This window comes from Saccharopolyspora mangrovi (genome assembly GCF_035320975.1).
In the GTDB taxonomy this organism is placed as follows: Bacteria; Actinomycetota; Actinomycetes; order Mycobacteriales; family Pseudonocardiaceae; genus Saccharopolyspora; species Saccharopolyspora mangrovi.
On record NZ_JAWLNX010000021.1, the window covers coordinates 40,587 to 63,293 of the forward strand.

16 protein-coding genes and 1 pseudogene are annotated in these 22,707 nt (G+C 70.0%); 5 read left to right on the plus strand and 12 right to left on the minus strand.

Annotated elements, in window-relative coordinates; genetic code table 11:
• Positions 1-102 precede the first annotated feature (102 nt).
• Both R4I43_RS25290 and R4I43_RS25295 read right to left on the minus strand, forming a co-directional pair.
• The gene (locus tag R4I43_RS25290; RefSeq protein WP_324268191.1) at positions 103-1,053 is read right to left on the minus strand and encodes a D-alanine--D-alanine ligase family protein; all 951 of its coding nucleotides are present in this window, start codon (positions 1,051-1,053) and stop codon (positions 103-105) included.
• 78 nt (positions 1,054-1,131) lie between these two features.
• Positions 1,132-2,469, minus strand: a complete 1,338-nt coding sequence (locus R4I43_RS25295; RefSeq protein ID WP_324268192.1) for an aminotransferase-like domain-containing protein — start codon at positions 2,467-2,469, stop codon at positions 1,132-1,134.
• 347 nt (positions 2,470-2,816) lie between these two features.
• On the opposite strand from R4I43_RS25295, the gene R4I43_RS25300 reads away from it, so the two are divergent.
• Entirely contained in the window at positions 2,817-3,443 is a 627-nt protein-coding gene (locus R4I43_RS25300; protein WP_324268193.1) for a GNAT family N-acetyltransferase, read from the plus strand.
• A gap of 7 nt (positions 3,444-3,450) precedes the next feature.
• Here the strand turns inward: R4I43_RS25300 and R4I43_RS25305 are convergent, their stop codons facing one another.
• From R4I43_RS25305 to R4I43_RS25345, 9 genes are all read right to left on the minus strand, one after another.
• Positions 3,451-4,599, minus strand: coding sequence for an N-acetylmuramoyl-L-alanine amidase (locus tag R4I43_RS25305; protein ID WP_324268194.1), 1,149 nt, complete (start codon positions 4,597-4,599; stop codon positions 3,451-3,453).
• 348 nt (positions 4,600-4,947) lie between these two features.
• Positions 4,948-5,274, minus strand: coding sequence for a thioredoxin (gene trxA, locus R4I43_RS25310; RefSeq protein ID WP_324268195.1), 327 nt, complete (start codon positions 5,272-5,274; stop codon positions 4,948-4,950).
• A 59-nt stretch (positions 5,275-5,333) separates the two neighbouring features.
• Positions 5,334-6,314, minus strand: coding sequence for a thioredoxin-disulfide reductase (gene trxB / locus R4I43_RS25315; RefSeq protein WP_324268196.1), 981 nt, complete (start codon positions 6,312-6,314; stop codon positions 5,334-5,336).
• 169 nt (positions 6,315-6,483) lie between these two features.
• On the minus strand, positions 6,484-7,305 hold the full coding sequence (locus tag R4I43_RS25320) for an anti-sigma factor (protein ID WP_324268197.1): 822 nt from the start codon (positions 7,303-7,305) through the stop codon (positions 6,484-6,486).
• Positions 7,302-7,907: an RNA polymerase sigma factor SigM gene (gene sigM, locus R4I43_RS25325; protein WP_324268198.1), complete on the minus strand. Its 606-nt coding sequence runs from the start codon at positions 7,905-7,907 to the stop codon at positions 7,302-7,304. The genes R4I43_RS25320 and sigM overlap by 4 nt, the downstream gene beginning before the upstream one ends.
• 130 nt (positions 7,908-8,037) lie before the next feature.
• Positions 8,038-9,600: a protein kinase family protein gene (locus R4I43_RS25330; RefSeq protein WP_324268199.1), complete on the minus strand. Its 1,563-nt coding sequence runs from the start codon at positions 9,598-9,600 to the stop codon at positions 8,038-8,040.
• 84 nt (positions 9,601-9,684) lie between these two features.
• Positions 9,685-11,493 carry a murein biosynthesis integral membrane protein MurJ gene (gene murJ / locus R4I43_RS25335; protein WP_324268200.1) on the minus strand — a complete coding sequence of 603 codons (1,809 nt, stop codon included), beginning with the start codon at positions 11,491-11,493 and terminating at the stop codon, positions 9,685-9,687.
• A gap of 61 nt (positions 11,494-11,554) precedes the next feature.
• Entirely contained in the window at positions 11,555-13,780 is a 2,226-nt protein-coding gene (locus R4I43_RS25340; protein ID WP_324268201.1) for a DUF6049 family protein, read from the minus strand.
• On the minus strand, positions 13,777-14,349 hold the full coding sequence (locus tag R4I43_RS25345; RefSeq protein WP_324268202.1) for an NUDIX hydrolase: 573 nt from the start codon (positions 14,347-14,349) through the stop codon (positions 13,777-13,779). The genes R4I43_RS25340 and R4I43_RS25345 overlap by 4 nt, the downstream gene beginning before the upstream one ends.
• A gap of 122 nt (positions 14,350-14,471) precedes the next feature.
• Here R4I43_RS25345 and R4I43_RS25350 point away from each other — a divergent pair, with 122 nt between their 5' ends.
• Positions 14,472-15,956, plus strand: a complete 1,485-nt coding sequence (locus tag R4I43_RS25350; RefSeq protein ID WP_324268203.1) for a CCA tRNA nucleotidyltransferase — start codon at positions 14,472-14,474, stop codon at positions 15,954-15,956.
• Between the two features lie 151 nt (positions 15,957-16,107).
• Positions 16,108-16,680, plus strand: a complete 573-nt coding sequence (locus tag R4I43_RS25355) for a YqgE/AlgH family protein (protein ID WP_324268204.1) — start codon at positions 16,108-16,110, stop codon at positions 16,678-16,680.
• A 62-nt stretch (positions 16,681-16,742) separates the two neighbouring features.
• Here R4I43_RS25355 and R4I43_RS25360 read toward each other — a convergent pair whose 3' ends face one another.
• Entirely contained in the window at positions 16,743-17,144 is a 402-nt protein-coding gene (locus tag R4I43_RS25360; protein WP_324268205.1) for an SdpI family protein, read from the minus strand.
• A 291-nt stretch (positions 17,145-17,435) separates the two neighbouring features.
• Here R4I43_RS25360 and leuS point away from each other — a divergent pair, with 291 nt between their 5' ends.
• Both leuS and R4I43_RS25370 read left to right on the plus strand, forming a co-directional pair.
• Positions 17,436-20,339 carry a leucine--tRNA ligase gene (gene leuS, locus R4I43_RS25365; RefSeq protein ID WP_324268206.1) on the plus strand — a complete coding sequence of 968 codons (2,904 nt, stop codon included), beginning with the start codon at positions 17,436-17,438 and terminating at the stop codon, positions 20,337-20,339.
• Between the two features lie 337 nt (positions 20,340-20,676).
• Positions 20,677-22,557 (plus strand): annotated as a pseudogene (locus R4I43_RS25370) (acyl-CoA dehydrogenase family protein); the annotation flags it as partial.
• Between the last annotated feature and the right edge of the window lie 150 nt (positions 22,558-22,707).

Consider the following 22,707-nt stretch of genomic DNA (forward strand, 5'->3'; position numbering starts at 1 on the left):
GAGTGACGAAATCGGCCGATCGCGGTGACGGTCGGCTACCGACGAAAAAGCGGCGGACTCCACGGAGTCCGCCGCTTTTGTTTCACGTGAAACCGGTGCGAGTCACTCGGCTCGCTTGATCGCCCGCTCGACGAGTCCGGCGTAGGTCTCCCCCAGCGACCGGCCGGCCGCTTCGACCGCCATCGGCAGCAGCGAGGTCTCGGTCAGTCCGGGCGACACCTTCGCGTCGAGGAAGTGCGGCACGCCGTCGGTGTCGATGATCGCGTCCGTCCGGGAGATGTCCCGGAGGCCGAGCAGCTTGTGCGCGGCGATCGCCAACTCGCCCGCGGCCGCGGCCGTGTCCGCGGAGATGTCCGCGGGGGCGCGGTAGTTCGTCAGGCCGGCGGTGTAGCGAGCGGTGTAGTCGTAGACGCCGTCGGCCGCCTCGATCTCGACCGCCGGCAGCGCCTCCGGACCGTCCGGCCCCTCGACGACGGTGATCGCGACCTCGGTCCCCTCGATGAAGCGCTCCACGAGGACGGCGTCGCCGTAGGACAGCGCGCCCACCATCGCCGACGGCAGCCTGGCCGCGTCGCGGACGACCTGAGCGCCCAGACCCGAGCCGCCCTGGTCCGGCTTGAGCATCAACGGCAGACCGAGCTTTCCGACGAGCGCGTCCAGCACCGCCTGCGCTCCCAGCTCCCGGAAGGTCGCGTGCGGCAGCGCCACCCAGTCCGGCGTCGTGAGTCCGGCACGGGCCACCTCAGCCTTCGCGGTGGGCTTGTCCCAGGTGCGACGGGAAGCGTGCGGGCCGGTGCCGACGTAGGGGATGCCGAGCATGTCCAGCACGGCCTGCACCGAGCCGTTCTCCCCTTCCCCGCCGTGCAGCGCGATCACGACGGCGTCCGGCCGCTCCTCGGTGAGGCGGGACAGCAGACGGGCATCGGCGTCCCACTCGGCCACGGTCATGCCGACCGAGCGCAGCGCGGCGGACAACCGGCGGCCGGACCGCAGCGACACATCGCGCTCGTGCGAAAGCCCACCGGCGAGCACGGCAACCCAGCGATCAGACACTCTTCAAGCACCTCGGAAAAGTAGCGGTCCACTGCACCCCGAGAGGCGCAGTGGACCGGTCGTGTGGATGGGAAAAACTCACGCGGTGTCGGGCGACGGCGCCTGCGGGCCCGGCACGCTCCTGGGCGGCACGGTACCGAAGGTGCGGACCAGCTCCATCTCCTCGGACAGCGTGTTGGCGAGCCGGCGCACGCCCTCGCGGATCCGCTCCGGCGTCGGGTAGCAGTAGGACAGCCGCATCTGCCGGCTGCCGAAACCGTCCCGGTAGAAACCGGTGCCCGACACGTAGGCGACCCGTTGGGTCACCGCGCGCGGCAGCATCGCCTTGGTGTCCACGCCCTCCGGCACGGTCAGCCAGACGAAGAAGCCGCCCTCGGGCTTCGTCCACGTGCAACCCGCCGGCATGTACTGCTCCAGCGCGGCCATCATCGCGTCCCGGCGCTCCCGGTACTGCTCTTGGAAGATCTTGATCTGACCCTGCCAGTCGTGCGTCGACAGGTAGCGGGAGACGATCATCTGGTTCAGCGTGGGCGGGCACAGCGTGGCCGACTCGGCCGTCAGCACCAGCTTCTCCCGGATCGCCAGCGGGGCCAGCACCCAGCCGACCCGCAGGCCCGACGCGAACGTCTTGGAGAACGACCCCAGGTACACGACGTTGTCCGGGTCCATGCTGCGCAGGGCCGGGTGGGGCTTGCCGTCGAAGCCGAGCAGCCCGTACGGGTTGTCCTCCACCACCAGGATGTCGGCCTGGCGGCAGATCTCCAAGATCTCCGCCCGCCGGTTCACCGCGAGCGTGATGCCGCCCGGGTTGTGGAAGTTCGGGATCGTGTAGAGGAACTTGATCCGCTTGCCCTGCTTCTCCAGGTCGGTGATCGCCTGGCGCAGCGCGTCCGGCTGCAGGCCGTCCTCGTCCATCGCCACGTGGACGACCTCGGCCTGGTAGGCGCCGAACGAGCCCAGCGCGCCCACGTAGGACGGGCCCTCGGCGAGGATCACGTCGCCCGGGTCGCAGAAGATGCGGGTGACCATGTCCAGGCCCATCTGGGAGCCCGCGGTCACCACCACGTCGTCCGGGTGGGCGCTGATCCCCTCCAGCGCCATGACCTCGCAGATCTGCTCGCGAAGCTCGGGCACGCCGTGCGCGGAGCCGTACTGCAGGGCCACCTGGCCGTCCTCGGACACCAGCCGGGCCACCTCGGTGGCCAGCGAGTCCAGCGGGAGAGCGGCGAGGTTGGGCATGCCGCCCGCCAGCGAGACCACCTCGGGGCGGCTGGCGACGGCGAAGAGAGCTCGGATCTCGGATGCGGTCATCCCGGCGGTCCGCTCGGCGTAGCGCGCCCGGTACGCGTCCAGGTTCCGGGCGGCCTTGTCCACCGAGTGGTCAGGCTGGTCTGGTTGGCTTCCTTGATCCGACATATCGCGCTCCCGTTTCGGTTAGGCGCACCAGCGATTCGGGCGATTCTATAGGCCCTATCGTTTCGAAGTATCGCCTGTGTAACAGGCCTCTCGTCGGCACTGGTCAGCTGTCCCGCGGCGATCGTCCCACCCGCGGGTGCCACCCGCCCTTGTTTCACGTGGAACATCAGGTTGGCGCTGGTCTAGGTGTTTCGCTCGTGGATCTTGGTCGACCGTGGTTAGCGATCTCACCCCATCGAGGCGGCCCGGGTGAGTAGTGGTGCTTCCCGTCCGGCAGGTGAGCGGCCTATTCTGGCTGTACTCCCGCCGTATCGTGCGCGGGTTCTTGCGGCTTGCCAGGAGGTCAGGTGTCGCGACGCGTGGTCGGCGTCACGCTGGACAACCTCGACCACCTGCCCCCGAAGTGCCGCCGGTGCGTCTACTGGGAGCTGGCGCCGCACATCCGGGAGCAGGCGGAGGAGTTCGGCGAGACCGAGCTGGAGAAGGAAGCCTGGGTCTCCAGCGTGCTGCTGGAGTGGGGCTCCTGCGGTCGCATCGTCTACGTCGACGGCGTGCCCGCGGGGTACGCGATCTACGCTCCCCCGGCCGCCGTGCCGCGTGCCGCGTCCTTCCCCACCGCGCCGGTCAGCGCGGACGCCGTGCTGCTCACGGCGTTGAAGGTGATCCCCGAGTTCGAGGAGGGCGGCCTGGGCCGCGTCCTGGTGCAGAACGTCGCCAAGGACCTGACCCGGCGCGGGGTGAAGGCGGTCGAGGCCTTCGGCGATCTCACCGGTGAGGCCGACGGCTGCGTGATCCCGGCCGGGTTCCTCCAGCAGGTCGGCTTCAAGACCGTCCGGCAGCATCCCAAGTGGCCGCGGATGCGGCTGGAGCTGCGGACGGCCATCAGCTGGAAGGAGGACGTCGAGGCCGCCCTGGAGCGCCTGCTGACGTCCGTAACCATCAAGACCGCCGAGCCGGCGGTCGGCGGCGCCTGAGAGGCTCTCAGGCGCCTTCAGCGCGCGCCAGCTCGTGGCGCAGCAGGTCGTCGAAGGTGAAGGTGCCCGTCGGCTGGTCGTCCTTGCCGAGCAGGTAGAGGCGCTTCACCGCGACCAGCAGGCCCTCGGCGACCACGTCGCGGAACGACGGGTCGAGCAGGCGGTTGCGGTCGCCCTCGTTGGTCAGGTAGCCGATCTCCATCCGGACGGCGGGCATCCGGGTCAGTCGGAGGACGTCCCAGGTCTTCGGATGGGTGCGGCAGTCGCGCATGCCCGTGCGGGCCACGATCTCGCGCTGCAGGAACCCGGCCAGCGCCTCGCCCACTGTGGAGGTGGTGCCGTTGCCGGTGCCGAAGTGGAAGCTCGCCACGCCGTCGGCCAGCGACGACGGGTTGGCGTCGGCGTGCAGCGACAGGAACATGTCGGCGCCCGCCTCGTTGGCGAACGCGGCGCGGTCGGCGTCGGGCGGGCAGGCGTTCGGGCCGCGCGTGATCAGCGCTTCCATCCCGGTGGCCACCATCCGGCCCTCGAGCCTGCGGGCCAGGTCCCAGGTCAGGTCGGCCTCGGAGACGTCGCCGACGGTGACACCGCGGTCCGCGCCGCCGTGGCCCGGGTCGATCACGATCCGCTTGCCGCGCAGCCGCGGACCGGCCCGGCGGACCTTCTCCTGCTCGCGCAGGAACACCGGACGGCCACCGCGGACCTTGGGTGCGAGCTGCTTGAGGGCACGCAGGGTGCCGGGGCCGCAGATGCCGTCCGGGGTGAGCCCGTAGTCGCGTTGGAAGCTGCGCAGCGCCTGCTCCGTCTCGGCGCTGAAGATGCCGTCCGGGCGGCCCGCGTCGTAGCCCAGCTCCAGCAGGCGCTCCTGCAGGGCGAACACGTCGTCGCCGCTGACCGGCTTGGACACCAGGAATGCCAGCGAGCGGTCGCCGAGCCGCCAGCGGGCGTCGGTGAGCGCGCGATAGGTGGCCGGACCGACGACCCCGTCGGTGATCAGGCCGCGCTGCTGCTGGAAGCCGCGTACCGCTTGTTCCACCGCTTCGTCGAAGATCGCGGGCCCCGGCCGGCCGTTGGCCGACAGCAGTCCCAGCGAGGCAAGGGTGTTCTTGATCTCGGCAACGGCCGGACCGACGTCACCGCGGTGGAGCAGCTGCATGCACTCCTCGCTCGATTCAGGCGTCGGCGCGACACCGACGCGGAGGATGGTCGGGGTTGTCCCGAGTTCTGCGTTTGCGGAGCGGGCCCGCGGCTGGCGGACCCGTCGGGTCATTGTGCCTTGTGCGCCGTACCCCGGCGCTGCGGCCTACGAGCACCGGGTCGGACGTGCGACAACGGACCGTACACGAGTGACCTCGCGCCGCCGCGAGATCACAGCCCCGCCGTGGGCGTGGAGATCGTGAAAACACGAACCCGCCGTCACTGTCCTATCGACAAGACGGCGGGTTCGCGTTATTCGGTTGCCTCGAAACGAGGCTGATTTCACAGCGAGATCACAGGTTTACGATCAGAGGTAGTCGGACAGGTCCGACAGCAGCGCGGCCTTCGGCTTGGCGCCGACGATCTGCTTGACCGGCTGACCGTTCTGGAAGACCAGCAGCGTCGGGACCGACATCACCTGGTAGTCGCGGGAGATGCTGGGGTTCTGGTCGATGTCGAGCTTGGCGACGGTGATCTTGTCGGCGTGCTCGTCGGCGATCTCCTCCAGCACCGGGGCGACCATCTTGCACGGCCCGCACCAGGTCGCCCAGAAGTCGACCAGCACGGGCTTGTCGCTGTCCAGGACGGTGCTCTTGAAGGAATCGGCGTCCACGGTCACGGTGTTGCCGGCCATGTTCATCTCCCTGTTTCTGCTCGGGTTGGAGTGGTCTGGGTGTCGGTGCCGGTCGGGGCTCAGGCCCCGTAGCCGCCGCCGACCAGCTCGGAGGCGATCTCGGCCTGCGGGGTCTCGTTCTCGGCGAGCCAGCGCTCGGCGTCGATCGCGGCGGAGCAACCGGACCCGGCGGCGGTGATGGCCTGCCGGTAGGTGTGGTCCACGAGGTCGCCGCAGGCGAACACGCCGGGGATGCCGGTGTGCGTGCTGGGCTGCTGCACCTGCACGTAGCCCTCGTCGTCGAGGCTGACCTGACCGCGGACCAGCTGGCTGCGCGGGTCGTGCCCGATGGCCACGAACATGCCGCTCACGGCCAGCTCGGAGGTCTCACCGGTGACGGTGTCGCGCAGCTTCAGGCCGCTGACCTTTCCCTCGCCCTGGACCTCGTCGACGGCCTTGTTGGTCAGCCACTTGATCTTCTCGTTGGCCCGGGCGCGCTCCAGCATGATCTTGGAGGCGCGGAACTCCTCGCGGCGGTGGATGATGGTCACCGACTTCGCGAAGCGGGTCAGGAAGGTGGCCTCCTCCATCGCCGAGTCACCGCCGCCGATGACGGCGATGTCCTGGTCGCGGAAGAAGAACCCGTCGCAGGTGGCGCAGGCGGACACGCCGCGGCCGAGCAGGGTCTCCTCGCCCGGGACGTCGAGGTAGCGCGCCGCAGCACCCATCGCGAGGATGACGGCGCGGGCCTTGTGCTCGACCCCGTTGGCGACGACCGTCTTGACGTCACCGGAGAGGTCGATGCGCTCGACGTCCTCGGTGCGCAGCTCGGCGCCGAAGCGCTCGGCCTGGGAGCGCATCTGCTCCATCAGGTCGGGACCCATGATCCCGTCCTTGAACCCCGGGTAGTTCTCCACCTCGGTGGTGGTCATCAGTGCGCCACCGAACTGGGTTCCCTCGAAGATCACCGGCTCCAGCTCTGCCCGGGCCGCGTACACCGCAGCGGTGTAGCCGGCCGGACCGGAACCAACGATGATCACGTTGCGGACGTCGCTGGTCACCGCGCCCCTTCCCTTCGTAGCGTCTCCGCCGCGCAGGAGCGCGACCGTATTGGCATCAACGCGATCCTATTCGGCGATGTTCCCGATCACCGGGACCCGGTGCCGCACAGCACAACGCGCCCGATTCCTCCCACGATGCGGGAACCGGGCGCGTTGCGGGCGGTGTCTTTCAGCCGCCGAACGTGCTGTTCGAGATGGTCGACGGGTTGCCCCTGCTGCAGTCGGGGCCCACCGCTAAAAGCCTGAACTGGCCGAGGCTGCCTCCTGGGAGGATCAGCAGCTGGGCCGGTCTGCCGTTGAGGGTGATCTCGCGGGCGCCCATCGGCTTGCCGCCCTGGACGCCGTTGGCCTGCAGGCAGCCGATCAGCTGCTGCGGGTCGGCGAGCGTGGACACGTACTGGTCCGAGGACATGACCTGCGAGAACTGCTTCCCGTCGAGGGTGACCTGGTCGCCGGTCAGCGCCAGCGGTGCGCCCTGGCTCCCGCTCGGCCGGGTGTCGGTCGGGGCCGGTGGCTGGGCGGTGTTGTTCTGGCTGGTGCCCGGCAGCACCGCGAAGACCACGGCGGCCGCGGCGGCGGCGACGCCCACCAGCCCGGCTCCGATGGTCATCCGGCGGCGTCGGCGGGCCTTGGCCGCGGCGAAGTCGACGACCTGGGCGTTCTCGCCCGCGGGCTCCGACATCGTTGGCATCCGCTGAACCGGCCGCGTCGGCGTCGCGTCCTCGGTCCACGCGCGGACCTCGTCCTGCAGCGCCGCCTCGATCCGCGCCGAGACGTCGTCAGGAATGGTCAGCGGGGGCAGGTCGGCGAGATCGGAACTGGTGGCGTCCAGCGCCGCCATGATCTCCCGGGCCTCCGGGTCGGCTTCGACCTGACGGCGCAGTTCGTCGGCGGTCGGGCCGTCCAGCACTCCCGCGTGCAGATCGGCCAGCAGGTCCAGGGACCAAGGTGGTCCCTGCGGCGCCCCCGCGCGCCGGCTCTCCCCACTCATCGTCCCTCCCGTCGACGCATTGCCATCGCGTCATCTGGGACGTTCGCATCTGCACTTGGGTTCCGCAGGTGCCCCAGAAGTTTCGCGAGCCTGGCTCGACCGCGCGCGCAACGGCTCTTGACCGTGCCGTCGGCGATGCCGAGCATCACGGCGGTTTCGGCCACCGAATACCCCTCCACGTCGACCAGGACGATCGCCGAGCGCTGGTCGTCGGGGAGCTGGGCCAGCGCCTCCTGCACGACCATTCTGGTGTCCTGGTCGGCGATCGCGTCGCGCGGGACCGCGGGCTCCGGGCCGGTTTCCGGCAGCGGAACCGTGGGCCGGGCCTGGCGACGCCGGATCCGGTCCAGGCAGGCGTTCACGACGATCCGGTGCAGCCACGTGGTGACCTGCGATTCGGCGCGGAACGACGAGGCGTTGCGGAAGGCCGAGATCATCGCGTCCTGCAAGGCGTCCGCCGCTTCGTCGGGGTCGCGCATGGTCCGCAGGGCCACGGCCCACAGCCGATCCCGATGTCGGCGGAAGAGCTCGGAGAACGCACGCGGATCCCCGTTGGCGTGCGCCGCTATGAGCTCGGCGTCAGAGGGGGCAGGGACAGACACGGCTCAAGACAATACTGACCGTGAGAAGGGCTGAAGCCCCCCTGCGCAAATGTGACCGAATTGCCCTGGTCGGCAACGAAAAAGCGGATGCGATCGTGACTGCGATCACACCCGCTTCGTCGTGCTGGGGTCAGGCCGCGCTCCCCGAGACCGTGATCTCGTTGATCCGCGAGGAGTACTCGCCGCCGCTCTGCGACAGCTGCGTGAGCACCACCATGATCTTGCTGCTGGGCGCGACCGCTTCGAGCTTGATCGGCGTGTCGCCGGAGTTGAGCACCGCGCTGCCGAGCAGCTTCGAGTTCATGCTCGGCGAACCGTCGACCTGGCGGACCTCCACCTTCGAACCGGCGCTCGGCGAGTTGATCACGACTTCCTGCACGACCGCGGGGCGCTCCAGGGTCAGCACGGCGCCGGTGGCGGAGTTGATGCCGCCGGGCCCGAGCTGCTGGAAGTAGCCGAAGGTCGACCAGTAGGTGCTCGGGTCGCCGTCGAAGAGGTTCTTGATCCTGGCCGGTGCGTCCGGTTCGTTGTTGGCGCTGAACGAGGTTCCGTCGGAGATGCGGACCGGGGCCGCCTGCGGCTGAGGCGGTTTCTGCTGGGCGGTTTCCGGGTTGTTGCCGCTGATCACCGTGCCGCTCCCGCTGGACTGGTTCGACTCGGTGAAGATGCCGATCACGCCGACCGCGATCCAGCCGATCACCAGGATCGTCGCGACCGCGAGCACGCCGACGCTGATCGCGAGCTTCTTGTTCTGCGCCTTGTCCGGTTTCGGGTCCTCGCGGCGCCACACCTCGTTGGACTCGGCGGGCGGTGCGCCGTTGGACATCGCGTTCGTCGGCTCGTAGGTCGCGTACTGCTCCAGCACCCGCAGCACGGCGGCGCCGGTGCGGACTCCCCCGGTGGTGCCGGTCGAGTCCGGGTTGCCGAGGGCGCGGACCGCGACGGTGGACAGCTCCATCGGCACGGTCGGGCGGAGAGTGCGCGGTGCGACCAGGTTCCCGTCCGGTCCGGTCGGTGCCGGTGGCAGGCCCTCGGGCGCGTCGCCGAGCGCCCAGCGGCCGGTGAGCAGCAGGTACAGCGCGGCGCCGAGGCCCTGCACGTCGTCGCTGGAGGTGGCGTGCGACAGCGGTCCGGGGAACGCCATCCGCACCTCGCCCTCCGGTGTGACCCGGATGCGCTGCGGGTGGTCGGCGCCCAGGACCAGCCCGGCGTGGTGCGCCGACTCGACCGCGGCGGCCAGCGGCTGCATCAGCCGAGCGGCGGTCCCCGGCGGCAGCGGTCCCTCGGCGACCAGGTCGAGCAGGTCGGTGCCGTGCGTCCACTCGGCGATGACCAGGCCGAGCACGCCGGGCGGATCACCTGCGGACTGGGTGACGACGTCGAGCACCCGCGCGACGCCGACGTGGTTGAAGGTGCTGGCGTGCATCGCGCGTTCCAGGGTGCGTCGCGCGTTGGTGGCGGCCTCGGCGTCCGCGCGATCCCCGACCAGGATCGTCAGCGCGACGTCGCGGCCCAGGACTCCGTCCTTGGCACGCCACAGTTCGGCGTTGCAGCGCTCGTCCGACCCGACTTGGGAGAGCAGCCGGTACCGGCCGTGATCCAAGACCCGGCCCGGTGTGAGCTGCTCCGCCGGAGCATCGGCTCCGGGTTCTTCGCTGTCCGCCGCGATCCGTTCGGTGGGTTTGCTGGACACCTTCCCTCTCCCGCTCCTTCCGGTCCGCCTACGGGTTGCCCTCACGGAAGGAGACTTCCTAGATGAGGGTACGTGACGCGAAAGTCAGCGACGACGTAGCAAACCGGTGAGGCGCCCGATCGCGGGTTGAAGTTCGGCCACTCGAAGCATCGACATCAACCCGAAGATGACTGTGAAACCCACCACGCTGCCGATCAGCAGCTGCAGCCAACCCGTTCCGGCTCCTGCCGAGCCCGGGACGAGCGCGTCGATGCCGATCGCGACGCCCCACGCGGCGAGACCGCCGATGACCGACGCGACGAGCGATTTGCCCAGCGTGGTCAGGAATCGGCGGCTGCCGAGCGGTCCGAGCCGGTGCCGCAGCCAGGCCTCGCCGACCAACCAGCCGACGACGAACGTGAAGGAGTTGACGAAGGTCAGGCCGAACACGATCTGATCGGACGGCAGGAACCCGGCGACCAGGATCGCCAGCAGCACCTTCGCCACCGTCATCACGACCATGATCAGCGTCGGGGTGCGGGCGTCGTTGAGCGCGTTGAACGTCCGCATCTGCATCATCGTCAGCGCGTACGGCAGCACGCCGAAGGCCGAAACCGCCAACGCCACACCGAGCGTCGTGGCCGAACCGGTCTCCCCGCGCAGCGCGAACAGCGCCAGCGCCAGCGGCACGCCGAGCGCGGTCATCACCGCGCTGACCGGCATCAGCGTCACCGTCGAGAGCCGGTTGCCCAGCGACAGGTCGTCGATCACCTTCGCGTAGTCCTCGTCGGCGGCGGCCGCCGACATGCGCGGCAGGATCGCGGTCATGATCGAGAAGCCGATGACGCCGTAGGGCAGCTGCAGCAGCATCCACACGTAGTTGTAGGTCGACCAGCCGCCCTCGTCGCCGGTGAAGGCGACTCGGCTCAGCGCGATCAGGCCGACCTGGCTGACCGCGACGTAGGCCAGCATCCACAGCGCCAGCCCGCCGAACTCCGACAGCCGCGAGTCCCAGCCCCAGCGCCAGCGGAAGGTGAAGCCGGTCGCGCGCAGCGCGGGGACCTGGATGGCGGCCTGGCTGACCACGCCGAGCGTGACGCCGATGCCCAGCACCAGCACGTGCGCGTCGCTCATCGACACCGGGTTGAGCGACATCTCGCCCGGCAGCAGCATGTAGACGCCGATCGTGACGATCACGACCAGGTTGTTGACCACCGGCGCCCAAGCCGGCGGGCTGAAGATCTGCTTGGACTGCAGGATCGCGCCGGCCAGCGCGGACAGGCCGTAGAAGAAGATCTGCGGCAGCAGCAGGTAGGCCAGGACGTTGACGAGCTCGGTGTTCGAGTTGTCCGACTCGGTGACGAAGATCCAGGTCAGGATCGGCGCGCAGAGCACGGCGATCACCGTGCCGATGCCCAGCACCACCACGGCCAGCGTCATCATCTGCTGCACGAAGCGCTGCCCGCCGTCGGCGTCGGCCTTCTGCGATCGCACCAGCACCGGAACCACGACGCTGGTCAGCACCCCGCCGATGAGCAGCTCGAAGATGCTGTTGGGCAGCGTGTTGGAGACGTTGAACGAGTCGTTGATGACGCCGAAGCCGACCGCGAAGGCCAGCAGCAACTTCCAGAAGAAACCGGTGATCCGGCTGATCAGGGTCGCGATGGCCATCGAACCGCTGGCCTTGAGCAGCGACGGCTTGCTCGGTGAGACCGGGCGGATGACCTGGGTCTGCTCGGCGGCCTGCTCGAAGGCCTGGTCCGGGCCGGGTTCGGCGGGGACCGCGGAGATCGGCTGCGTCTCGGCGACGTGCCAGCCCTGCCGCCCGTTCTGCCCGGGCGTGGAGCCGCGGTGGATCGGCATGGTCGGGCTGTCGGGCTGCCCACCGGACCGCCTGGGATCTTGTCGGTTCACTACCTCAATCCTTACCCGCGCCTGCGCTACCCCGGCGTGCCGGGACGTTCGCACCAGGATCTCAGCCCCGGTCGCGGTCGCCTTCGGTGGTGGGCGGGTGCGTGGCGGAGGCGGTGGTGGCGGCGTGCGCTAACGGCTGCGTCTGCGCTGCGTCGGGCGTCTGCTGAGCTGCTGCTTTGCGCTCCCGGCGGGCCTTGGCCTTGTTCACGATCCGGCGCACCGACATCAGCACCAGCACGGCTCCGGCGATGCCGGTCAGCCACGGGATCAGCGCGCCGTACTCGGTGGACTCCATCGGCAGCCGCTTGGTGGCGCCCAGCGGGGTGCCGGAACCGGCGGTGACGCTGATGTCGACCACGAACCGGCCGGCGCGCTGCGCGGAGGCCTCCAGCATGAACTGCCGCCGCCCGTTGGCGGGCACGGTGGCCAGGCCGCCGCCGAACTCGTGCTGCACCTCCACGCCGGGCACGCTGGGGATCTCGAACCGGATGCCGACGGTGAACGGCAGGTCGTTGACGACGGTGACCGGGATCGGGCTGTCCGAGGACAGCCGGTTGGTGGTGCCCGGGTACTCCTCGATGCGGACCTTGGCGAGCATGTCGTTGATCGGCCCGGTGGCCCGGCGGACCCAGTCGTCGGCCGCGCCGGAGTTGCCGCGCCAGGAGCTGGAGACGCCGTGCAGCAGGCCGTTGCGCAGCGGGGTGGTGACCCGGCCGGGCGAGACCGTCTGGGCGCGGTCGGATTCGGAGGACCGGGCCAGGTCGCCGACCTTGAAGTTCTGCGCGGCGAGCTTGTCGATCACCTCGCGCGGGATCTCCGAACCGCCCGCCTGCACCGGGTAGGTCAGGTCGGCCTCGGCGAGCGTCGCGGGGTTCGGCGAGGGCAGCGCGGTGAGCCGGATCAGCCCGTCGGCGTCGAGCTTCGACAGGCCGGTGAGCAGACCGCGCAGGTCGTCGGCCCGCATGTTCCAGCGGCGCGGCGGCACCAGCACCGAGGTCGCGTTCGGGATGTAGCCGCCGGTGGCCCGGAAGGCCAGCGCGCCGAGCGCGTTCTGCGAGGACAGCGCCCCGCTGCCGGGCGGGGACGGCTGGGTGACCTCCTGCTGGGTGTCGCGGTTGGGGTCCAGCGCGGACGCCATCAGCGGGTCGATCGGGATGGCGGTGGTGTCGTGGCCGCGCAGCTTGACCGGGGTCAGCGAGCCGGCCGGGATGTTCATCGACCGGGTGTCCAGCAGCATCGTCGACGGCAGGTCGCCGATCTTCGGGTCGGCCAGCGCGCCCTCGATCGGCCACATCACGTCGCGCGGTTCCACGCCCAGCCCGTCCGGGGCGCTGATCAGCTGGGAGCCGTCCATCGCGCCGTCGACGAGGTCGGAGAGCCCGGCGCGGCCGAGGGCGACCACGTCGGCGTCGGAGTAGGGCAGCGAGATCACGCAGCGGCCGGCGGTGGCCTGGCGCAGCTTGGTCAGCCACAGGTCGGCGGCGGACCGGCCGATGCCCTCGACGAGGGTGTTGTTGGGCTGGCGGACCTGGTACCCGCCCTGCATCGCCTTGGCGGTGATCAGCAGGTCCGGATCGATGGCGAAGCACATCGCGTTGCCCAGCGAGGAGCCCGCCGGGGCGCTGTCGCTGATGGCCTGCACGAGGTCGTAGAGCCTGCCGCCGGGGGCGAGCGAGGTGGACAGCTGGTCGTCGACGAGCACGGCGCGTCCGCCGGGCAGCGCCTCGCGCTCCAGGCGCGGGGTGTCGACGATCGGCACGACCAGGCTGGTCGGGGTCGCCTGCGCGGGGCGCAGCGGCGGCTGGCCGGGCAGCGAGGTGACCGGCAGCAGGAACTGGGCTTCGGCGAGGTTCGAGCGACCGGCTTGGACGCTGACCATCACCGGGAAGATGCCCGGCTCGCTGACCTGCAAGGAGTTCGAGCCGGTCAGCGGCACGCGGATCTGCACGGGCAGCGACTGGCCGGGTTCGAGCCGGTTGGCGACCGGGACGACGGCGGGCTGGGTGATGCCGGTGGAGCCGTCGCTCATCGCGCGCTGCACGGCGGGTTCGCTGGTCGGCGGGGTGCCGCGCTCGACCTGGGCCTGGATCCCGGTGAGCGCGCGGCCGCTGTGGTTGGTCAGTCTGCCGCTGACGACGACTTCGCCCGGCGATCCCCCGCCCACCACCGAGGGTGTGACTTTGGTCACGTCGAAGTCGGCTGAGCTGCCGCTCTGCGCGGTCGCCTGAGTGACCGGCAGCATCGCGAACAACAGCACCGCGCACAGCGCGGCCAGCAGAAACCTCACGTCTGCTCCGTCCCGCTCCCTCTCGTCGGTCGTGCCCCGAGGCGCTCGCCTCCTGCGAGACCGTCGCCGCGGCCGTCGCCGTCGCGCAGGCTCAGCGCCCGGCGCACCAGCCGGCGTTCGTCGGCGTAGGCCAACACCTCGTCCAGCTCACCGAGCGGCACCCATGCCACCTCGGTGACCTCCACGTCCTCGTCGGACAGCTCTCCGCCCACCGCATCCAGCAGGAAGTGGTGAACCGTCTTGTGGATCCGCCGATTTCCCGCGACGAACCAGTAATCGATGGTGCCGATCGCGGTCACCACGCGGCCGATGATGCCGGTCTCCTCCGCGACTTCCCGCACCGCGGTCTGCTCCGGCGTCTCACCAGGCTCGATGTGTCCCTTGGGCAACGACCACAACAGCCGTCCCCGGCGATCCAACCTCCCGATGATCGCAGCCAGCCCGTGAACGCCGTCGATCACCAGTCCTCCGGCCGAGGTCTCGTCGACCGTCCGCAGCCGTCGCCGCCGGCGCCGGTTTCGACGCCCCGGCTGGGAACCGCCGGAGGAGCGGCCGGGCGACGGGGGCATGCCCCGATGGTAGAGGTTTCGGGATCGCGTGGTCGTTTTGCTCAACGGCCCGACAGGTGGAACCTCGGCGCTGCTGCGGGCGTGCGTCGTGGGTGGGTGCGTGGCGGATACCCTGGTTAATCGTGTCCAACAAGCAGCACTCCGGTTCCGGTCAGCCGTCCTTGGAGCGAGACGCTCAGCGCAACGCCGTCGTTGAGCTGATCAAGGTCGCACCGGTCGCCGAGGAGCTGGGCAAGCGGTTCGCCGAGGCCGGCCACCGGCTCTACCTGGTGGGCGGCAGCGTGCGGGACGCCCTGCTGGGGCGGTTGGGCACGGATCTGGACTTCACCACCGACGCGCGGCCCGAGCAGGTCCGCGAGCTGCTGACCGGGTGGGCCGAGACGATCTGGGACACCGGGATCCAGTTCGGCACGCTCGGCGCCTTCCGACACGGCACCACGGTGGAGATCACCACCTTCCGCGCCGACAGCTACGACCGCGTCGGCCGCAACCCCGAGGTGGCCTTCGGCGAGACCATCGAGGGCGACCTGGTGCGCCGCGACTTCACGGTCAACGCGATGGCCATCGAGCTGCCCGAGCGCACCTTCGTCGACCTGCACAACGGCATGACCGACCTCGTCGACAAGCGGCTGGACACCCCGGCCACGCCCGAGGAGTCCTTCGCCGACGACCCGCTGCGGATGCTGCGCGCCGCGCGCTTCGTCGCCCAGCTCGGCTTCGCGCCCAGCGACCGGGTGGTGCGGGCGATGACCGAGATGTCCGCCGAGATCGCCCGGATCACCCCCGAGCGGGTGCAGGTGGAGCTGTCGAAGCTGCTGTGCGGCGAGTTCCCGCGTCGCGGGGTGGAGCTGCTGGTGGAGTCGGGGCTGGCCGATCACGTGCTGCCCGAGGTCCCGGCGATGAAGCTGGAGATCGACGAGCACCACCAGCACAAGGACGTCTACGGCCACTCGCTGACGGTGCTCGACCAGGCCATCGACCTGGAGAGGGCGGCCGACCCGGACGCCGAACCGGACCTGGTGCTGCGGCTGGCGGCCCTGCTGCACGACATCGGCAAGCCCGCGACCAGGCGCTTCGAGTCAGGCGGCGGGGTGAGCTTCCACCACCACGAGGTGGTCGGCGCGAAGATGACCCGCAAGCGGCTGCGCGCGCTGCGCTACCCGAAGGACGTCATCAACCAGGTCGCCGACCTGGTCTTCCTGCACCTGCGGTTCCACGGCTACAGCGACGGGCAGTGGACCGACTCGGCGGTGCGCCGCTACGTCAACGACGCGGGCCCGCTGCTGCCCCGGCTGCACAAGCTGGTGCGCGCCGACTGCACGACCCGCAACAAGCGCAAGGCCAACGCCCTGCAGCGGGCCTACGACGACCTCGAGGAGCGGATCGACCGGATCGCCGCCGAGGAGGGCCTGGCGAAAGTCCGCCCGGACCTCGACGGCAACGAGATCATGGGGCTGCTCGGGGTGGAGCCGGGTCCGGTCGTGGGCAAGGCGTGGAAGCACCTCAAGGAGCTCCGGCTGGACCGCGGACCGATGTCCCGCGAGGAAGCCGTCGAGGAACTGCACCGTTGGGCCCGCGAACAGGGCATCGAAACCCCAGGTCAGTGAGCGTTCAGCGCTGAACTATTAATACTGAGTTGTGAACAGCGAGCATTACCGCTCGCTGTTCATCATTCGTTCGTATTGTTCTGCGTGTTTCCGCTCATCTTGTTGTGCCAGGAAGGGGTCAGCCCCGGCGATCCGGTGAGATCATGCGCAAGTGGGATCGGACGCTGAGGTGGAGCCGGGGACGTTGCTGGTCGCTGCTCCGCAGCTGATGGACAAGAACTTCCGGCGAACCGTCGTCTACGTCATCCACCACCGCGCGGAGGGCACCCTCGGCGTCGTGCTGAACCGGCCCAGCGAGGTCGCGGTGCACGACGTGCTCCCGAAGTGGGGGGACCACGCGACGCTCCCCCAGTCGCTCTTCGTCGGCGGGCCCGTCGAGCAGCGCACGGCGATCTGCCTGGCGACCCTGCGAGCGGGCGAGGACGTCTCGGAGATCGACGGGATGGTCGGGGTGCGCGGGCCGGTGGGGATGGTCGACCTGGACGGCGACCCGGAGGAGCTGGCGCCCAAGGCGCGCGGCCTGCGGTTCTTCGCGGGCTACGCGGGATGGGACGCGGGGCAGCTGGCCGGGGAGATCGAACGCGGCGACTGGCTGGTCGTCCCGGCGCTGCCGGACGACGTCATCGCCGACCCGGAGACCGAGCTGTGGTCGCGCGTCCTCCGCAGACAAGGGCCGCCCCTGGCGTTCCTGGCGACCCACCCGGGCGACGTGAAGCTGAACTAGTTGTCCACAGACCTGTGGACAACTCCCTGTGGATAACTTGGGGAGAAGTGCGTCAGCGCAGGTCAGGCGCCGCAGCAGCCGCCTGCGCAGCCCCCACAACCACCCGCGGGAGCGGGGTCCGGAACGGTCTCGGCGGCGCGGTTGCCCACAACCCCGCCGACGGTCATCAGCGCGAACGCGCCGACCAGGCCGAGCACCGCGACCATCGCGACGCTGAACCCGCTCGCCAGCGCCGGCAGCGACGCCCCGGCCAGCACGGCGGTCCCGCCGGCGGCCAGCATCGCCGGCCCGGCCGCCCGGTTGGCGAGCTCGAAGGCCTCCTCGCTGCGCATCGCCGCGGGTGTCCGCACGCCGACGTAGGTGTTGAGGGGCAGCGAACTCCGAAGGCCCCGGAACCCGAGCAGCAGCAAAGCCGCTCCGCCGAGGACCAGAACCGCGCAGAGGATCACCTGAACAGCGAGCACCCCAGCAGCCTAAACCTCCGGCCGACCGCGATCCGCTCGACATCGGCTACGGGTGCGCTGCCCCACACGCGGCTTGCCGCGGCTGCCCGGAAACCGTTTTGCCTGGTCCGCTACCCTGGACCCGTGAGCGCGAGGCTGCTTCTTGCGAGGCCGCGTTGAGCCGATGAGACCGGTTCAGCGCGGCGACCCCTCATGCCCGAGCAGGGCTGGGGGGTTTTCCGTTTTTCGGGGGCGGCACACTAGGGCGCACGAACGCGCGCGTTCCGGCGGAGCAGGGAAGGACGCAACGACATGACTGGCCAGCCAGGAGAGGTCAACACAGCGGGGGCGGCTTCTTCGTCCGAAGAGGTCCCGCCGTTCCGGTACACGGCGGGCACCGCGACCGAGATCGAGCAGCGCTGGCAGCGGGAGTGGACCGAGCGCGGCACGTTCCACGCGCCGAACCCCGCGGGCTCGATGGCCGGGGGCGAGGTGCCCGAGGACAAGCTGTTCGTCCAGGACATGTTCCCGTACCCGTCCGGTTCCGGTCTCCACGTCGGCCACCCGCTGGGCTTCATCGGCACCGACGTCTACGCCCGCTACCACCGCATGCTGGGCCGCAACGTGCTGCACACGATGGGCTTCGACGCGTTCGGCCTGCCCGCCGAGCAGTACGCGGTGCAGACCGGCACGCACCCGCGGACCACGACCGAGCAGAACATCGAGCGCTACCTGGGGCAGATCCGCCGCTTGGGCCTGGGCCACGACGAGCGCCGTCGCATCGCGACCACCGACATCGAGTTCTACCGCTGGACGCAGTGGATCTTCCTGCAGATCTTCAACGCCTGGTACGACGCCGACGCCGACGGCGGCAAGGGCCGCGCACGCCCGATCAGCGAGCTGGAGGCCGAGTTCGCCGCCGGTGAGCGCGCCACCCCGGACGGCCGCCCGTGGGCGGACCTGTCCCCGGACGAGCAGCGCGAGGTCGTCGACTCCCACCGGCTGGCCTACCTGTCCGAAGCGCCGGTCAACTGGGCGCCGGGCCTGGGCACCGTGGTGGCCAACGAGGAGGTGACCGCGGACGGGCTGACCGAACGCGGCAACTTCCCGGTGTTCCGCCGCAACCTGAAGCAGTGGATGATGCGGATCACCGCCTACGCGGACCGCCTGGTCGACGACCTGGACCGGCTGGACTGGCCGGACAAGGTCAAGACGATGCAGCGGAACTGGATCGGCCGCTCGCAGGGCGCCAACGTGGTGTTCCCGGTCGGTGAGTCCGACCGTTCCGTCGAGGTCTTCACGACCCGTCCGGACACCCTGTTCGGCGCCACCTACATGGTGCTGGCGCCGGAACACCCCCTGGTCGACGAGCTGACCGCCGATGCCTGGCCGGACGGCACCGACGACCGCTGGACCGGCGGCGCGGCCACCCCGGCGGACGCCGTGGCCGCCTACCGGCGCGCCGCGTCGATGAAGTCGGACCTGGACCGGCAGGAGAACAAGGAGAAGACCGGCGTCTTCACCGGTGCCCACGCCACCAACCCGGTCAACGGCACCCGCATCCCGATCTTCATCGCCGACTACGTGCTGATGGGCTACGGCACCGGCGCGATCATGGCGGTCCCCGGCCAGGACCAGCGCGACTGGGACTTCGCCACCGTGCTGGGGCTGCCGATCATCCGCACCGTGCAGCCGGCCGACGGGTTCGACGGCGAGGCCTACACCGGTGACGGACCGGCCATCAACTCCGCGTCGGAGACCACCGGTCTGAGCCTGAACGGCCTGGACATCGCCGACGCGAAGAAGACCGTGATCGCCTGGCTGGAGGAGCACGGCCACGGCCGCGGCACCGTCCAGTACAAGCTGCGCGACTGGCTGTTCGCCCGCCAGCGCTACTGGGGCGAGCCGTTCCCGATCGTCTACGGCTCCGACGGCGTGCCCCGCGCGCTGCCGGAGGACCAGCTGCCGGTCGAGCTGCCGGAGGTCGAGGACTACTCGCCGCGCACCTTCGACCCGGAGGACGCCGACTCGCGCCCCGAACCGCCGCTGGCCAAGGCCGAGGCGTGGCGCCACGTCGAGCTCGACCTGGGCGACGGGCTCAAGCACTACGAGCGCGACACCAACGTCATGCCGCAGTGGGCGGGTTCCTGCTGGTACCAGCTGCGCTACATCGACCCGGACAACTCCGAGCGGTTCGTCGACCCGGCCAACGAGCGGTACTGGATGGGCAAGGACCCGCAGGCCCACGGCGGCAACGACCCGGGCGGTGTGGACCTGTACGTCGGCGGCGTGGAGCACGCGGTGCTGCACCTGCTGTACTCCCGCTTCTGGCACAAGGTGCTGTTCGACCTGGGTCACCTGTCCTCGGAGGAGCCGTACCGGCGGCTGTACAACCAGGGCTACATCCAGGCCTACGCCTTCACCGACCCGCGCGGCGTCTACGTCCCGGCCGAAGAGGTCGAGGAGTCCGACGGGAAGTTCTTCTACCAGGGCCAGGAGGTCCGCCGCGAGTACGGGAAGATGGGCAAGAGCCTGAAGAACTCGGTCTCCCCGGACGAGATGGCCGACGCCTACGGCGCGGACACGTTGCGGCTGTACGAGATGTCGATGGGCCCGCTGGAGGCCTCGCGTCCGTGGGCGACCAAGGACGTCGTCGGCTCGCACCGGTTCCTGCAGCGGTTGTGGCGCAACGTCGTCGACGAGAACACCGGCGAGCTGCGGGTGACCGACGACGAGCCGGACACCGAGATGCTGCGCGCCCTGCACAAGACGATCGCGGGCGTCCGGGAGGACTTCGCCGAGCTGCGGTTCAACACTGCGGTGGCGAAGCTGATCGAGTTCAACAACCGGATCACCAAGGCCTACTCGTCGGCCGCGGGCACCCCGCGCTCGGTGGTGGAGCCGCTGGTGCTGATGGTGGCGCCGCTGACGCCGCACCTGGCGGAGGAGCTGTGGACCCGCCTGGGCAACACCGGCAGCCTGGCGCACGGCCCGTTCCCGGTCGCCGACGAGCAGTACCTGGTGGAGGACTCGATCGAGTACCCGATCCAGGTCAACGGCAAGGTCCGCTCCCGTGTCCAGGTCCCGGCCTCGGCCGACCAGGACGCGGTCAAGTCCGCGGCCCTCGCCGACGACAAGATCGTCGCGGCGCTGGACGGCAAGGACCCCCGCAAGGTCATCGTCGTCCCCAACCGCCTCGTCAACATCGTCGCCTGACCACGTCCTCTCGCTCGCAACCCGGATTACCGCCGTAATCAGACCCCCGATTACGCCGGTAATCCGGTACCTTGATCCCGAATGCGTCGGTAATCCGGTGCGTGGTTCCTGATTACGCCGGTATTCCGGTGCCTGATTACGGCGGTAATCCGGGTTCTCCGCGGCGGGGCGGATGTCGTGGTGTGGAGGGGTGTCTCCTTTGGGGGCGCCCCTTCGTCGTGTTCGGGGTTCGGGTTGCGTGTGCGGCACTACGCTGCGTGGTGAGTTACGTCGCATGGCGGGGTTACCCGCCGGTAACTACGGTGGGCGGCGTCGGGACGACACAGTGGAGGCCGCGATGACCAACCCCGCATTCGACGCAGCTGAGCTCCGCGATCTGCTGGATGGCCGGTGGGCCTCGGTGCGCGAGAAGGTCCGCGAGTCGCTGCGCGAGAACGACCTCACCAACGCCGACGGGCTCGACACCGAGAGCCACCGGGCGCGAACCCTGGAGCAGCTGCGCCTGCTGGCCAAGTCCGGCGTCCCCGGGCTCGGTTTCCCCGTCGCGCAAGGCGGTGCCGGCGACCAGGGTGGTTCGGTGGTCTCGCTGGAACTGCTGTGCGGGAACCTGTCGCTGATGGTCAAGTCCGGTGTGCAGTGGGGCCTGTTCGGCGGCGCGGTCGTCGCGCTGGGCACCGAACGGCACCACGAGCGCTACCTGCGCGACATCATGAGCGCCGAGCTGGCGGGCTGCTTCGCGATGACTGAGACCGGTCACGGCTCCGACGTGCAGCGGCTGCGCACCACCGCCACCTACGACCCGGCGACGCAGGAGTTCGTCGTCCACACCCCGCACGAGGCGGCGCGCAAGGAGTACATCGGCAACGCCGCCCGCGACGGCCGGATGGCCGTGGTGTTCGCCCAGCTCATCACCGACGGCAAGAGCCACGGCGTGCACGCGCTGCTGGTCCCGATCCGGGACGAGACCGGCAACCCCTGCGCGGGCGTGCGCATCGAGGACTGCGGTCGCAAGGCTGGGCTCAACGGCGTCGACAACGGCCGCATCTACTTCGACGAGGTGCGGGTTCCGCGCGAGAACCTGCTCAACCGCTACGGCGACGTCGCCGAGGACGGCACCTACAGCAGCCCGATCGACAGCGAGGGCAAGCGGTTCTTCACCATGCTCGGCACGCTGATCCGCGGCCGCATCTCGGTCGCCGGCACGGCGGGGGCGGCCACGAAACTGGCCCTGGAGATCGCGCTGCGCTACGCCGACGCGCGCCGCCAGTTCGACCGGCCGGGTGCCGACGAAGAGGTCGTGGTCCTCGATTACCTTGCCCACCAGCGGAAACTGCTCCCGGCGCTGGCGAGGTCGTTCGCCCTGCACTTCGCGCAGGAGGAGCTGGTGCAGGCTCTCGACGAGGTGCAGCGCGGCAGTGACGAGCGCGCCCAGCGCGAGCTGGAGTCCCGCGCCGCCGGGCTGAAGGCGGTCACCACCTGGCACGCCACGCACACCATCCAGACCTGCCGCGAGGCGTGCGGCGGCGCCGGCTACCTCGCCGAGAACCAGCTGGCGGGGCTCAAGGCCGACACCGACGTGTTCACCACCTTCGAGGGCGACAACACGGTGCTGCTGCAGCTGGTCGCCAAGGGGCTGCTGACCAACTACAAGGACCAGTTCGACGGGATCGGCACGCTCGGTCTGGCGAAGTTCGTCGCGGACCAGTTCGTCGGTGCGGTCATCGAGCGCTCCGCAGCGCACTCGATCGTGCAGCGCATCATCGACGCGTCGAACAAGGACGACATCCTCGACCGCGGCTGGCAGCTGAAGGCCTTCGAGGACCGCGAGGAGCACGTCCTCGATGGCCTGGGCCGCAGGCTGCGGAAGGCCGGCAAGGACAACGCCTTCGAGGTGTTCAACAACGCGCAGGACCACGTGCTGCGCGCGGCTCGGGTGCACATCGACCGGATCGTGCTGGAGGCGTTCGTCGCGGCCGTCGACCGCTGCCAGGACCCGCGCAACGCCGAACTGCTCGACAAGCTCTGCGACCTCTACACGCTGTCGATCATCGAGGAGGACAAGGCCTGGTTCCTGGAGCACGAGCGGATCAGCCCGCGCCGCGCCAAGGCCATCACCCAGGCGATCAACGACCTGTGCGGCGAGATCCGGCCGCACGCGGTCGACCTCGTCGAGGCCTTCGGCACCCCGCGTCAGTGGCTGACCGCCCCCATCGCCACCGGAGCCGAATCCTCCCGCCAGCAAGCCCAACTCGCCCCCGACAGGACCACCCCCGGGCCGTGCCCCGCCCTTTTCGAATTTCGCGCGAACTTCGAGCGCCGAAGTTCGGGCTCGAATTTCGCGCGAAATTCGAATTCCGGGGCCGGTGTG

Bases quoted from the DNA above. Each gene is read 5' to 3' on its own strand.
- R4I43_RS25295 (WP_324268192.1), bottom strand. From the start codon at position 2,469: ATGTCGGATCAAGGAAGCCAACCAGACCAGCCTGACCACTCGGTGGAC.
- R4I43_RS25305 (WP_324268194.1), bottom strand. From the start codon at position 4,599: ATGCAGCTGCTCCACCGCGGTGACGTCGGTCCGGCCGTTGCCGAGATC.
- trxA (WP_324268195.1), bottom strand. From the start codon at position 5,274: ATGGCCGGCAACACCGTGACCGTGGACGCCGATTCCTTCAAGAGCACC.
- R4I43_RS25320 (WP_324268197.1), bottom strand. From the start codon at position 7,305: ATGAGTGGGGAGAGCCGGCGCGCGGGGGCGCCGCAGGGACCACCTTGG.
- R4I43_RS25345 (WP_324268202.1), bottom strand. From the start codon at position 14,349: ATGCCCCCGTCGCCCGGCCGCTCCTCCGGCGGTTCCCAGCCGGGGCGT.
- leuS (WP_324268206.1), top strand. From the start codon at position 17,436: ATGACTGGCCAGCCAGGAGAGGTCAACACAGCGGGGGCGGCTTCTTCG.